Here is a 13,983-nt window from a genome sequence, read left to right on the forward strand (position 1 = left end):
CTATCCTCCCTTCCGGGCACCGGCAACAGTTCCAGCACCCGAATTATACCTTTTTGCCGTTTCCTCTTTCCAGAACTGCAGCCAGGCATGAACTTCATCTGAATCGAAGCGAAGAAGGGCTTTCCGCCCTGTTCCAATTTTTATGGATGGGATATGTCCGAGTTCAGCCCAGCTATAAATGGTCTTCGGTGAGCAGCAGATGATTTTTGCAACCTGCTCGGCTGTGAGAAGTTTTCCAGTGGTGCGCTCCTGGGGGCGAATAGAATTATTCAACTTTCCCCCCTTGGCGGGGTCTTGCTCCCGATTTTTGGTATGTCCTTTGTCCCGCCTATGCGCAGTTGATTTACAAAATTTCGTACCTCCTCAAGGCTGGGACCATCTTCCTGAGTATGATTTTTCTCTTTGCGTTTTGCCTTTTCGTGTTTCCTCTGATCCTCCTCTTCCTCCTTCGAAGTGTACCCCTTAGGGGCCTCCATGCCTTCCATGACAAGGAATTTGAAATGACCTGCAGGATTTGAAATAGGCTGAGATCCCGGATGATACTGTTTTGCTATTTTCCTTGCAGTCTCAAATACATGAGAGAATCCTTTTTCAGTAATCAGGTCAGAGATCAACCTGTCGGTTATGCCTTCGTAAGAAATGTTGATAGTAGACAGGATGTCTCTGACTTTTTTTGTCTCTATTTCAGAAACAACAACAGACTCTGTTGTTGTAATTTTAGGATTGTTATAGTTATATGTTTGTTGCTGTCCGAATTTTTCGGATAGGGCCTGTCCAGATAATTCGGATACCCTGTCCGGTTTTTTCGGATAGGTCGGACGCTTTCTACCGGGATAATAGCTATTATCGTCAGAAAAGAAAATGGAATAACATTTCTGCGTCTGCCTCACATAGAGGGTCTTGTCTTTCCTCTGAAAGGTCCTGATAAGATCATGCGCCCGGAGTTTCTTGATCCTGGCGGATATGGTGTCTTTCTCTCTGATGCGCAGGATCGGCATCTCTTCGATCAGATGCGTATAGTTGATACGGGTGTACTCCTGATGGTCGATAATAATCCGGTCGGCCCTGGGTGCGACACACCATCCGTGAATATAATCCAGAATGGCAAGATCGGTTATGTCGAGCTTTCCGCAAAGTCCCATTCTGTGATATGCGAGCTGGTTGATGTATATGGTATATTTCATTCCGTATCTCTCAAAAGTTCCGTCCGAAATAAAAAAGCCAGGATAGAGTGAGGCACTGCCTCAATTCTCTACCCTGGCTTCGCTACTTTAACCCTGCGCTTTGCTTTTGGTTAATCGCTAACTTACGGGTATTTTCTTAGAGTAAGACTAATCTGCCTTTTTCTGTGACTTTAAGATGCCAGATAATCTCCTTACCTTTATTGTCCTTCCCTTTTATCGGGATGAGTCTCGGTCTGCTGAGATCAATGTCTATCTCGATGACATTATGATCAATTCTTAGCTTTGATGTTCTTTTATCAGTATTATCTGAGTAATTCATCCAGTACCAGTTCCTCTTCTGTGTCCTGTTTTTTCTCGATGGCAATCTCCGGAATGTTTCTCGGTATCATTGAATTTCTGTCGGGCTGGGTAAAGATATTCAGGGAAATCTGAGTGACCGGATATTCCCCTATGGAGACATACCCCTTGAGGGCTTCCATTCCCTTGAGTTCTGATGGGAGTATGATCCTGCTTATCTTCTGTTGTTCGCTGAAATTATATCCGTCTCTGATGCTTCTTGCGCCTGCTGATAGTGTCCTTACCTGTTGTACGTGCTCTTGTTCCCCAAATGCCCGGCTAAGATATTCTGTTGTGTTTGGGTCATTGATCCTGAATATGACTTTTGTATTCGTCTGATTGAAAATCGAATAGGCATCAGGGCCATAGGTTTTTTTGACCTGTTCAAAGTCCTGCGCTCCAATGACGGGACAACTTCCCCTGTCCCGTCCTTCAGCCAAAAGCCGCTGAAGCGTCTCAAGTTTCATCAAAGAGGGAAATTCATCAATGATGAACCAGAACCTGAAACTCCTGTTGATCTGTCTGGTTAAGAATTCTCTGAATGCAAGGTCAAAGAAAAGGGTATAGTATGTCTTAAAGGCTTCCTCAGTGGCGGTTCTGTTCACTATGAAAAGTCTGCCGGTACCAGTTCTGATAAATTCCTTTATCGAAAAATCGCCGTCGTGGTAGAAATGCCTTTGCACAAGGGCATTGGAAAACTGTGAGACAACCGACATTATCGAGTTGGCGGTATTGTTATCCTTCGCTATGTACCCTTCAACCCTTGGATCGTGCTTAAGGAGGTTATAGAGCTTTTCCCTGTTGCATCCGTTCACAAAGAGGAAGTCTATAAGCGCCTTATTCGATGCCTTGCCGGTTTCCCATAAAAGAGTGAAAATCGCATGGAATATATCTCGTGCCGCCTGATACCAGAATGCGGCCTTGGGGTCTGGAGGGAGAGGAATCATTGAATTGACTATATTGTCGATGTCTTCCTTTTCCCCGATCTCCTGAAAGATATTCCACCTGATTGTCCTTTCATCCTTGGGATCAAGCAATAAATCCTTTCCCTGTTCAAAAAAGAGCGGGTAGAATTCGGGCTTTCGGTCATAGATGACAGCCGGATCGCCGGTGATTTGCGGAATAAGGTGCTTCAGGAATGTTGATTTCCCGGACCCAGGAGAGCCGAAAAGAAACATGCCCATATTCTCAAAAGATATCGGGAATCTGACTCTCTCCTTCCCGAATATAATTCGGGAGTTCTTGATAGCCGAATTTATCCTTTGAGGCGATACCAATGATGCCCCTCTCAGGAACTTCTCGTCTTTCCGGGAAATGTCCTTTTTAAAGAGTATTGTTAAAACCAACCCCATGAAAAAAGCAGAAACGGCAGATGAGAACAACATATCAAAAACAGCCTTATGTTTTACTATGGCAATCCATTGATCTTTTAAAAGCTCTTCCTCCGGGTTTTCCGGGACGCCGGTAAATGTCTTATGGAATGAGTCCTTAATGAAAAGACTTGGGGGATATTGTTTCATGACAGCGCGGTAAATATAAAATCTCTGGTGTGAGAATACATTGTAAGGCTGTAACCCGTTGTCTGATCTTATGCCTGCCCAGGTGAGACCGACAAAGGCTATGCAGGCAAGGACAAAAAACCAGATAAGAATTATCTGGGCGTGTTTCTTCAGGAACTTCAGCCTTGTTGCCAGTTCTTCGAAACTTCTCAGGCGTGGTCCTCCAGCGGAATTTCGGAATCGATCTCAAGCTCAGAAGAGTTATCTTTCTCCATGACTTCCTCTTTACCTGTCGCAAGCTCAATAATTTGTTCCTGCTCGATTTCAAGGTCAAGCGCTTTTTCTGTTATGGATGCCAGGTCGTCTCTGTCCATCCGCAAATCTTCTTTATCTCCCCATGCCAGAACATGAACATGTGTTCTTTCGTTGTGATCATGTATCGCATAAACATAATCAAAGCTTTTGTCTTCTTCCACCTGGTATCTCTCGATTACGTCCCTTACCATTATTCCGATTTCTTCCTTGGACAGATCTGGTTCTTCCGGAGAAAAAATCAACCTCCGTTCCATCTCTGCCTCTTTGATTTCTTGTTTCAATTCCTTGAAAGTATCTCGCGGTAAAATATTTCCTTCTCTATCGTAGACCGGTGCATGCCCGCATCCAAAAGCCCCTTCCCGGCTGATGTAGTTGAGTGTTCCAGCGCCTTTTCCTGTGCCTTTGGAAAAACTACTCTTTACTATCATCCTCTATATTCGCTTTCTCTTTTATTTTTCCTATCGCATAGTTCCACCCTTGATCAAAAACCTTTTTTGCTGTTTCGCTATCGGTTAGTTTGGCATAGGTATGAGTAGTCTGGTAGCGGCCTGCTATTGTATGCATGCCGACCTTTAAGAGCAGTGTTGCCATGCGGTTTGATTGTCTTTTGATCTCGTCTCTGGTTAACTGGAGATCTGCTTTCATTGTCTTGGCTATTGCTTCCAGGCCAAATATGTCCTCGTCCCTTTTGGAAAGTCCTATGCGTATCAGTTCATTTATCATCTTGTTCTTGCTTTTCTTTTCTGAGACAGCAGCGTCGGTTATGCGCTTGTCAAGCTTTTCATCGAGGTAGATGCTTTGATGTTTATGGTTCTTATACGGCACCGTACACCTCCACAAACTCTTTGACCAATTCTCTCTGCACATTTTCTCTGTCCGCAAGTTTTTTTACGAGACTAACGAAGTCTTCCATTTCTTCTTCCATTAGAGAGTACGACAGGAACGCTCTATGGAGGGTGTAGTAGCCTTGTTTACGATCTCTTAATATGGACCACGTGCCATATTCAGCCATGTTCTTTCCTGATTCAAGGATGTTTACAGCCTTGATAAGTTCATAGAGAGCGCGAGCATCGCAATTAATAATTGTCTCTTTTCTCTGCCCTTGCCCAAAAATAAGACCGCAATTAAAAGTTCGCTTTCCAACCCTGAAAGGACCGGTACCTTCGTCCGAGAGAAAAACATGTGCCGTGACTTTTTCCCCTGGTTCCTTAAACGATTTTTCTCCGGGCACTGCTGTCACCTTGTCAAGAACAGTCGTATCGATATCCCTGATACGACCTTCGGAGGGAATTCCTCTTCGTGCTACCCAAAATACCCATGGATTGAGAAGGCTGTTGATCTCTCCTATAGTCGCCGCGCTCAGATCAAAATCAGCTTTCTCGACGAGCGTAAACAGACACTGGGCAATATAATCTGCTGTGTAAGAGCTAACAAAGCTTTGCTTTTCGAGAGAAGAGAGCAGGGTTTTAATTTTTTCATATAGGTTTCCGTCCCTGACCGGGAAGTTCGAAACAAGGAGAGTTGTCAATTCGTCTCTATTTTTAATGTCAAGCTCCAAGAGCAGATCAAGAAGATGAACGAGTTTTCTCACCCACGGCGCCGTTGCTTTTTCGTCTTCGGCCAGATAATAAGCCTTCTGGACATAATAGAGGATAAAAAGCAGATGCGCTCTTGTGGATATCCCCTGTTCTTTCAATTTCGCCAGGGAACGTTCCGGACTGTTTTGAAGCTGCAAATATTCCTGCTGAGTAGGAGTCGGAGGCTGAAATTCAATGACAAGCTCCGGATTGTGCCTGAGAAAGTTTAGAGAACGATTTAATAACTCTGCTACCGAAATGCGAAATCTATTTGAAATACTGTTTGTTGAAGCAGACAGCTCTTCGTCAATCCTGGAACTTATTACTTTTTTCTTGTCCACATTACATAGCCTTTCTTTTTAATAAATTGTAAGTGTTTTAATACATAATTATCAAGAAAAAAATGGTAGCGTACCCATTTTTTTATTAACACTCCCATAAAAGTATTATAAATCAGTTAGTTAAATATATTTTTAAAGCAAAATACGCTACGTTCTTTAACTTGCCCTTTATACTACCGATAGACCTAACCGGTAGAAAAAACCTTTTTTTGTCAGGGAGTCCCTGGAGGGGCGGACGGGAACAACATAATTCTGTGCGCAAGCGCAGTATTATGTTGTGTGGTGGGCGGGGTGTTTGAGCGATAGCGGAATAACCTGGCGGTGGCTTTTGATAATCTGGCGCGAACTTGCCATTTCAGCAAGATCAGTGAGCAGATTATGAAAAGACATTGCCAGACTCCTTATAGAGGTTTTTTCCCTTTCCTTCCGGGGAAGGAGAGGGATGCACTTTGTCGGAGTGAGCGGAGACAATGTGCGGGAGAGGATGGGATACGATAGATTATGACCGAGCTTTACTCATGTCTACGAGCAAAACGCAGCATATAAAATTGCGAGTAGTAACATGAGTTAAGTGAGGCTGTGGAGGGACGGACACGAGCAGCATCCTCCCCCTTGAGGTTCTTCCCCCCTTTGGGAGTTCCTTAAATGGAGGGGGAGCCCGGAAGGGGGGTGTCCAGAGGGGGGAAGGATCGGCGGGGGAGGGCTGTCATACTCCATAGTGAGTCATTTTTGATTGGAAAGTTCAGGTTCTTATCCGGGGAGATCTGTTCGATAGACGACAGGATGATCATGAGAGCAGTCCGGAAAAGTTTCAGCCGGTTGACAAAGGAACCAGGCATATCCGCGACCGCAAATCCCAGAGATTAAGCAACAGGCGGCGGGGGATTATTCAATGTCATAAAAGAATTGCAAAGGGCTCAGAAGATTACTTTTAATCTTCCATGGCATAATCACTCTACGCGTGCCACCTTGTACGACGTAGTTCTTCTTTCGGCGTGTCAGGTTTATCGAGTGCAAGAGATAAAGCGCCATATTACTCGAATTCTTGCGAGCAAAGGCAACTTCGTTCGGTGTAAGGATTATTCTTGAAGCTGGAAGCTGGGAGCCTTTGACTTCCACAAAAAGTTCTCTTTTATTCTTACAGCAATAGAGGTCATAGGATTTTGTTGACGAAACATCAGTAACGATATAACCCTCATTCTTAAAATAATTCATCGCTGAGAGCATTGCATGATTCTCGATCATTTTCCTTGCTTTTGAGTCGGATTGTACACCCTGAGCTAAGGCAAGAGCCATTTCCTTCTCGAAGATTTCCTCGATTTCAGGCTGAGCCTCTGCTTCAGGATTTAAAACCAAGTTAGGACCTGAATATGTGTTTATAAAATCGAGCACTTTGAGCAACCATTTCGATTGTCTGGGCTCACCAAAAGTATCTAGAGCAAAAAAAACATTTGACTGACCGGGCGCGTTTTGCCCACGGGGAATAACACATGTTCTTCGATATGTAGGCAGCAAGACAGCATTTTTACTCTGCGTCTCTGCATAATGCCACCATGGTCTTTTTGCCCACTGTGAATACACTGTCGCGTTTCTGTACCAACCCACGACTACCTGTCCTTTTGAATCATGGCGTGGATCTCTGGCGAAGAAAATCAATAAAACCTTCTTTAGTGACTCGCCGGAGGCTGACGGGTCTATGCGGCTCAAAGTTAGTTCTTCCGCGTTCATTGCAATTGCAAATGATCCATAGACTGTCCCTGAGCAGATTTTGAAATTATTAAACTCTCCGCCTATCTTTCGCAGGTTATATTTTCCGCCACCGATGGGGCGTTCATCTCCTGGCTTTGAGCCAGTGTAATATTTCATCCATCCGATTCTGACCATGAGTATTCTTTCCATATTCATCCCCCAAGAAATGCTTTCTTCACTTCCTCACTCTTTAGAAGGTTCTCTCCTGTGTCTTCCATGAATATGCTGCCGATCTTAAATACATATCCCCTATGAGCAATTTCGAGGGCCATGCGTGCGTTCTGCTCGACGAGTAATACACTTGTGCCCGATTTATTAATCTCAATCAGCTTGTCGAAGATTATATCTACATATGATGGTGAAAGCCCTATCGACGGTTCATCGGCAAGAAGCAGCTTTGGTTTCTGCATCAATGCACGGCCTAGGGCAAGGAGCTGCTGTTCACCGGTAGAAAGCACTCCAGCCTTTTGATTCCTTTTGTCCTTCAACGAAGGAAATAGGTCAAGGATCTTCTCTATTTCAGCTTTAGTCGTACTATTATTTTGCTGAAAGGCTCCCATCTCAAGGTTTTCGATTACAGTCATGGACTGAAATAGCCTTCTGCCTTCCGGGACAAGGGAGATTCCTTTAGCAACATGTTCATCGGGTCTCAATCCCTTGATATTCTCACCGTTAAAAAAGATTTCTCCAGTTTTCCATTCAACCATTCCAAATACAGCTTTAAGCGCTGTTGATTTGCCAGCGCCATTCGGCCCGATCATTGCCACGATCTCACCGGCATTGACTGCGAAAGACACATTTTCTATAGCTTTCACAGATCCGTAATATACGCTTATGTTCTTTGCTTCAAGCACTTCTTCTCCTCTTTCCCATATATGCATCAAGCACAGCCTCATTATTTTGGATCTCTGCAGGTGTGCCTTCGGCTATCTTCTTCCCGTGATTAAGCACTATGACCTTATCAGAGATGTCCATGACGACCTTCATGTTGTGCTCGATAAAGAGAATTGTCTTGCCTTTGCTCTTGAGGTCCTTGATGATTTCACGTATTTTCGGGATCGTATTGGGAAATACCCCTGCTGTGGGTTCATCAAAGAGATAGCATTCTGATTCTGTTCCGAGGGTGCGTGCAAATTCCAGGAGCCTTCTTTGCCCGTGGGAGAGACCTTCAGCGAGATCATCTTTCTTTGCTTCCAACCCAACAAGCCTCAGTAGGTCCATCGCCCTCTCAGTGTATTCCCTATCTGATTCAAACATGGCCGAGGTTTTGAATAGAGCATCCCAAAGAGTTTCCCCTCTGTGATATTTGATTCCAAGGAGAACATTTTCAAGAACGGTCATCTGCGGAAAAAGCCTGATGTTCTGGAATGTCCTGCCGATTCCCAGGTTAAATATTTTGTGAGGGGCGATACGAGTGATCTCTTTGGATTTGAAATGGATGCTGCCGGAAGTCGGGCGATAGAAGCCGGTGACGAGATTGAAAGTGACCGTCTTGCCGGAACCGTTCGGCCCAATCAAGGCCGTGACAGTTCCCTTCTCGACCTCGAAGGAAAGATCATCAACAGCTTTTATTCCGTCAAAGCTCTTCGATACGTTTTGTACCTGGAGTATTTCCATCTACTTGAACTTGTATTCTCCGATTATCCCCTGCGGTCTCTTGAGCATTAATACAATCAAAAGAAGGCCATATATCATCTGCCTGAGGGGAGCCGCAACAGAACTCGGCATGCCCAGAAAACGCAGCATCTCCGGAAAGATCACAAGGACCAGAGCGCCGATAAAGGAACCCTTTACGCTTCCCATCCCACCGAAAACGACCATGAGTAGAACCGCGATAGACTCCATAACTGTAAAACTTGAAGGATCGATAAACGTTATGTAGTGAGCGTAAAGACTCCCTGCAATTCCGGCAAGGAAAGCCCCGATCACAAAGACAGTAAGTTTATACCTATTGACGTTTGTTCCTATTGAGAGACTTGCAATCTCATCGTCCCGGATGCTTCTGAGAATCCTTCCGAAGGGAGAATGCACGATCCGGTTAATGACGACTCCTGTTAGACCAACGAAAAATATTACAAGGATAAGATAAGTCCAGAGTGGCTGAAGCTCGAATCCGAACACTGAGAACTTTGGAATGCCCGGCAAACCCATCGGCCCCCTCGTGAGATCGACCCAATTCTTTGAGACTGAATAAACGATTACACCAAAACCGAATGTGGCAAGGGCAAGGTAATCGCCTTTAAGCCTAATTGATGGAATGCCTATGATTAGTCCGATGATGGATGCAAAGCAGGCACCGATTACGAGGCCGAGCCAGGGAGATACGCCGTAATTTAAAGCGAGAAGGCTTGATGTATATGCGCCAACGCATGCAAAAGCAATATGCCCCAACGCAGGAAGGCCGGTATAACCGACAATCAGGTTAAGGCTGAGGGCCAGTATTATATAAATCCCTGAGATAATCAGTATATGAATAAAATATTCCATCTAAAGCTTTTCCCTGTTATTTTTCTTCCCCAAAATCCCTTCAGGCCTGAATAGAAGAAAAAGTATGAGTACTGCAAATGCGATTGTGTCTTTCCAGCCCGCTTGGATCTTCCAGATTCCAAGATTCTCAATAATGCCGAGGAAGAAGCCTCCGAGCAACGCTCCTGGGATACTCCCGATACCTCCTATGATTGAGGCGATAATCCCTTTGAGTATTGCGTTCAGGCCCATAGTTGGTTCAATGTTCGTCTCAAGAGAGATTAGGCCGCCCGCCATTCCCGCAAGGGCAGAGCCGATACCGAAGGCATAGAGGATGACCTTTTCGGGATAAATGCCTGATACGCTCGCACCAATATGATCATCCGCCACCGCCTTGATTGCCTTTCCCATTTTCGTTTTGTCCACGATAAGCCAGAGTACCCCGAAAAAGATTATTGAGGAAGCGAGTATCAGTATTTGTGTCGGCGTGATAACCGCTGAGAATATCTGATAGCCTTCAACAACAGGCCCGGTTCTTAGGGTAAGTATCTGTGCACCGTAGAGAAGCTGAAGGAGATTCTGAATGAAGATGAATACACCGAAAGAGGCTATGAGAAAGACAAGGCCGGGAGCGTTATTATTTCTTAAAGGGAAATAAACGAGCCTGTCAATGGCTATGCCGAGAACGGCGGCAAGGGTCGAGGCAAAAAAAAAGAGAGGATTGGATTAATCCCCAAAGATATCGATAAGCTGTAGGCGAAATAAGCTCCGGCTGTATAGACTACGCCGTGGGCGAAGTGAAAGAAACGGACTGTCTTATAGATGATTGAAAAGCCAAGAGCAAGCAGGGCGTAAATGCTTCCAGAAATAATGCCGTTTAATAATAGTTGCCTAATCATGCCCTTATCGCTTACCAATAGCTAAGTGATTGTCTCTGCAAAGACGCAGCGCGTCAGCTTTCTTGGCATCTATGTCTCCAAATGCCCACTTCATTCTAGTGTGTAGACCAGTTTTCTCAGCTCTCTCACGATGCAACCCAATATCGAAGTCGAAAGTAGGAAATTGATACCCTTTTCGGCCAAGAGAATAGCCACCAGGTATCGTCGAACAATTAAATGTGAACAAAGCCCCACCACCTGCACTTAGTCTGACACATAAGTCCCATGACTCGCGCGTATTAACAAAAGGGAGTGAAAGAGGGTCAAATAAGCATTGAATAGCAGTGCAAAACAAAAATTCATCATCCGTGGGGATATGACAAGTTTCTCGTATGACAGCACCTTCCGATGCTTTTAAGCGTGGGATGCCAATGATTGGGGATTTCATATCATAATGATTCCTGAGATATTCTTGATGGAAAAGCAACATAGCCCAATCTTTCCGCCAATCGGCAAGACCCGATAATACTCCGAGGCCAATATGCTCCACTCCAGCCGTTAACATTCGTTCGTAGGCATCGATTCGAAATTCAAAATTACTTTTCTTAGAAGTTCCAGGATGCATCTGTCGATAAGTATCGACATCATAAGTTTCTTGCCAAAGCACTATGAAATCTATTCCCGCAGACTTCAGCAAACGATATTCATCAACCGTAAATGGCTCGGCATTCAGCCCAATGAGACCACCCCCAGAAGTTTCTAAAGTTTTTCTTACTAACTCGATATGCCTGCATATAGTATCAATCCCGAAACTGTGGTCTGCAGAATAGACCAATTCAATTGTTCGGAAACCTTTCTCCTCCATAAGAAACAGAGTTTCTTTAAGAAGTTCCTCGTCACTAAGTCGATGACGATCTACTTGTATATGATTTCCTAACCTATAATTGCAATATAGGCACTGCTCAGTACAAATGCTCGTCACATAGAGGGGAACAACAGCAAAAATGGCATTGCTAAATAAGGATGCTTTAAGCAATTTTGCTTTTCCCACGATAGATTGAAATTGACCAACCGAGAGTGAAGGATCAAGTGTCAACAGGGTAGCCGCTTCTTCAGCGCTATATCTGCGGCACTCGTCTGTAATACCGAAAGGTTCTGAAATCGGCTTCGTGAGAACCTCCAGCATTCGAGACCATTCAATCCTATGACTGTCTGAAAACATAAGGATGACTCATTACTCCTTACGAGCAACAATAACACCTATCAGTGAGAAAACAGGATTAGGATAATAACTAATATCACTAAAACCTGCGGTTAGAAGATGTGCTTCTGTTTGCTCAAGTGTTTCAAAATAGTCCCTTGCTCCGTTAATCGCCATTTTCATAGTCGACACAAGACCAGGATCTTGACCATTGCCACAAAGCAAGTCATATTGATCTTGCGTTAATATTTTGCGTTTTAGGCTTTCTCTGGCCTCAGCAAGAAAGTATTCGTACAATTCTGATATCTGTTGCCTGCGCAACTCATCCGTACCATTTGATCTTTTCTGATTATCAACGAACATTTCAGAAATAATGAGCATCCCTCGGTGATTCAGCGACTGAAACAACTTATCGTAAACATACTGTTTATCAGCATATTCTATGTCTTCAAGGACGAAGCCGCATTGGATACAGTCCCAATAATTCTCACCAAAAGGTGGTGGTAGTTGTTGAAGGTCAAGTTGTCTAAAAAATAATCTATCGTGAAATCTTGCTAAGTCAGGTTGAGATAAAACATCGATTCCAACTTCTCCAACAATATCGATGCCGACTATTTGGGACCAGTGATCAAGGACGCCTTCACGTGCAAAAAAAGCCAATTCATCACCATAGGCTGTCCCGATAGAAAGACATGCCCCATATAGATTATAAGCAGAGACAGCGTGTCTTATGATGGAACTCTGAAGGCCTCGCTGAGATGTAATTGATTCTAAAACTCCCGCGTAACGAAAGCCTGGATATAACAATGACTTGCCTATCATACATACCCTCGTTTTTCAAAAACTCGTTTCGCTTCCGACTCTAATAAAGGCAATTCCTTAAAGGGGACAAGATTTCCGTCCCCCATCTTTCTAAAGAACAAATCGCGCAACCCCAATAATTGACTTTTTATGACTGGATCGTTAAGGTCGCTCATAATCAATGTGTGCGATTCATCATAGTAGTCAAGAAGAATTCTATCGCCTATAATCACGTAGTCGGTCAAGAAAAGGCCTTCTTTCTTGACTGACTCAAGATCGCGGCGACCAATGCCCCAACAGCGAACACCACGATTGACTTCAGTAAAGAGCTCCCAATAGTGAGGTTCCAACTTCTTAGCCCAATTATTCTCCTCATCTTCTTCCTCTGTTGAACCGTCCAACAGCAAAATCCTAAAACACTTATCATAATATTCTCTTGCCACATTACCAAACGTCCTAAAGTGTCCGAAGTGATCGAGTGTCCAATCTTTAAGTCTTTTGTTAGTTTTTGGCTCGTTATTTTTTTCATATATAAATCTTTTTCTTGTCATTTCATAGAGCATTATTGGGTCATACGCACAAACAGTAAAGAATAAACATCCCCCGAAATCTTTAGAAGTCACAATCTTGTCCAAAATGTGCTCAGCAATTGCCGAATAGTGCTCAGGTTGAATGGAATATAAAATACCTGAGCAGTCAGTATTAGGCCTGTGATTTTCCATATGAGCCGGCAATAGACGCATCGCACATGTCGGGATTTTTTTTGTAAAAGATTGAATCAAGGCGCGTGCAAACGAAGCCGCAGCATCAGCAGCATACTCCCTCCAAAGATGCCGAGTGGATTCCTGTTTTTCACTATCTTCAGCATCTATGAGGTCTGATATACCCTTTATAACAAAAAAACGAGGCGTCCATTTACCCGCTGAATAACGATCAAGAAGTAGACCAGCAACGGCGCCAGCTTCCATATCGGCTGCAACCATTCGAGGAAATTTCTTTAAGACTTCGTCCAGTTTGGGATTGTTTTTTAAATCGTCAATTATTTGGTCAGTAGAAACGAGTTCTTCAAAATACACTGTTGATTTTGCATTGCCAGGTGGATTCTTGGCGATAAGGGACTTCCAAGAATCAATTCTCTGACCGCGACTTTCTTCTGCTATCAATCCCCTCCATGTATCGTTCTTGTCCAACTCAGAAGCAGCGTGGAATAAACCAGTATCAGGTTGAAGAACAGGATTTTCACGGAGGTGATCATTACTTATTGGCCCGTGCTTTACAATTTTACTAACTATTAGATCGCCAAGTTTGATGCTTTCTTCGGAATCCTTATCTCCTCGCCGCCCTCCTGCTATGCCAAGGATCAGAATATATGATGGATATAGGGTGTCGCAAATCTTTGTAGCTGTTAGGATAGCTTGTTGAATTCCTGACTTATCATCAAAGCTAACATGTGCAACGTAAATTCTTTCATTATCACTCTCTCCTTCGACTACTCCCCATCTATATTCGAAATCTTTTTCTTTCCCAATTTTGTTTAATCCAAACTTAACGAGCGTACTGAAAGCTTCCGCTTTGTTTACAGTAAAGATTACAACATCTATTCTAATCGGATTAATTCTATCCATTAAAATTCCAG

Annotated in this window: 16 protein-coding genes; all 16 read right to left on the minus strand. The window is 43.8% G+C overall.

Features of this window, described 5'->3' with window-relative positions; genetic code table 11:
• Positions 1–273, minus strand: coding sequence for a helix-turn-helix domain-containing protein (locus AB1552_10890; GenBank protein MEW6054274.1), 273 nt, complete (start codon positions 271–273; stop codon positions 1–3).
• Complete coding sequence (locus AB1552_10895; protein ID MEW6054275.1) at positions 270–1,184, minus strand: hypothetical protein; 915 nt, start codon at positions 1,182–1,184, stop codon at positions 270–272. Before AB1552_10895 ends, AB1552_10890 begins: the two co-directional genes overlap by 4 nt.
• A 136-nt stretch (positions 1,185–1,320) precedes the next feature.
• Positions 1,321–1,503, minus strand: coding sequence for a hypothetical protein (locus tag AB1552_10900; GenBank protein MEW6054276.1), 183 nt, complete (start codon positions 1,501–1,503; stop codon positions 1,321–1,323).
• Complete coding sequence (locus AB1552_10905; protein MEW6054277.1) at positions 1,487–3,040, minus strand: type IV secretion system DNA-binding domain-containing protein; 1,554 nt, start codon at positions 3,038–3,040, stop codon at positions 1,487–1,489. The genes AB1552_10900 and AB1552_10905 overlap by 17 nt, the downstream gene beginning before the upstream one ends.
• 188 nt (positions 3,041–3,228) lie before the next feature.
• Positions 3,229–3,762, minus strand: a complete 534-nt coding sequence (locus tag AB1552_10910) for a hypothetical protein (protein ID MEW6054278.1) — start codon at positions 3,760–3,762, stop codon at positions 3,229–3,231.
• Positions 3,746–4,159: a hypothetical protein gene (locus AB1552_10915; GenBank protein MEW6054279.1), complete on the minus strand. Its 414-nt coding sequence runs from the start codon at positions 4,157–4,159 to the stop codon at positions 3,746–3,748. Before AB1552_10915 ends, AB1552_10910 begins: the two co-directional genes overlap by 17 nt.
• Complete coding sequence (locus tag AB1552_10920; protein MEW6054280.1) at positions 4,149–5,252, minus strand: hypothetical protein; 1,104 nt, start codon at positions 5,250–5,252, stop codon at positions 4,149–4,151. The genes AB1552_10915 and AB1552_10920 overlap by 11 nt, the downstream gene beginning before the upstream one ends.
• Before the next feature lie 885 nt (positions 5,253–6,137).
• Positions 6,138–7,151 carry a DUF3883 domain-containing protein gene (locus AB1552_10925; protein MEW6054281.1) on the minus strand — a complete coding sequence of 338 codons (1,014 nt, stop codon included), beginning with the start codon at positions 7,149–7,151 and terminating at the stop codon, positions 6,138–6,140.
• A gap of 2 nt (positions 7,152–7,153) precedes the next feature.
• Positions 7,154–7,855: an ABC transporter ATP-binding protein gene (locus tag AB1552_10930; GenBank protein ID MEW6054282.1), complete on the minus strand. Its 702-nt coding sequence runs from the start codon at positions 7,853–7,855 to the stop codon at positions 7,154–7,156.
• Positions 7,848–8,618 carry an ABC transporter ATP-binding protein gene (locus tag AB1552_10935; GenBank protein MEW6054283.1) on the minus strand — a complete coding sequence of 257 codons (771 nt, stop codon included), beginning with the start codon at positions 8,616–8,618 and terminating at the stop codon, positions 7,848–7,850. Before AB1552_10935 ends, AB1552_10930 begins: the two co-directional genes overlap by 8 nt.
• Entirely contained in the window at positions 8,619–9,488 is an 870-nt protein-coding gene (locus AB1552_10940; protein ID MEW6054284.1) for a branched-chain amino acid ABC transporter permease, read from the minus strand.
• Complete coding sequence (locus AB1552_10945; protein ID MEW6054285.1) at positions 9,489–10,145, minus strand: branched-chain amino acid ABC transporter permease; 657 nt, start codon at positions 10,143–10,145, stop codon at positions 9,489–9,491. It lies immediately after the preceding gene.
• The gene (locus tag AB1552_10950; protein ID MEW6054286.1) at positions 10,142–10,366 is read right to left on the minus strand and encodes a hypothetical protein; all 225 of its coding nucleotides are present in this window, start codon (positions 10,364–10,366) and stop codon (positions 10,142–10,144) included. Before AB1552_10950 ends, AB1552_10945 begins: the two co-directional genes overlap by 4 nt.
• 4 nt (positions 10,367–10,370) lie before the next feature.
• Complete coding sequence (locus AB1552_10955) at positions 10,371–11,531, minus strand: radical SAM protein (protein ID MEW6054287.1); 1,161 nt, start codon at positions 11,529–11,531, stop codon at positions 10,371–10,373.
• A 48-nt stretch (positions 11,532–11,579) separates the two neighbouring features.
• Positions 11,580–12,368 (minus strand): class I SAM-dependent methyltransferase, encoded by a 789-nt coding sequence (locus AB1552_10960; protein MEW6054288.1) that lies wholly within the window; start codon positions 12,366–12,368, stop codon positions 11,580–11,582.
• On the minus strand, positions 12,365–13,972 hold the full coding sequence (locus tag AB1552_10965) for a hypothetical protein (protein MEW6054289.1): 1,608 nt from the start codon (positions 13,970–13,972) through the stop codon (positions 12,365–12,367). Before AB1552_10965 ends, AB1552_10960 begins: the two co-directional genes overlap by 4 nt.
• Positions 13,973–13,983: the final 11 nt, after the last annotated feature.

It is taken from the genome of Nitrospirota bacterium (assembly GCA_040754395.1).
GTDB lineage: Bacteria > Nitrospirota > Thermodesulfovibrionia > Thermodesulfovibrionales > SM23-35 > JBFMCL01.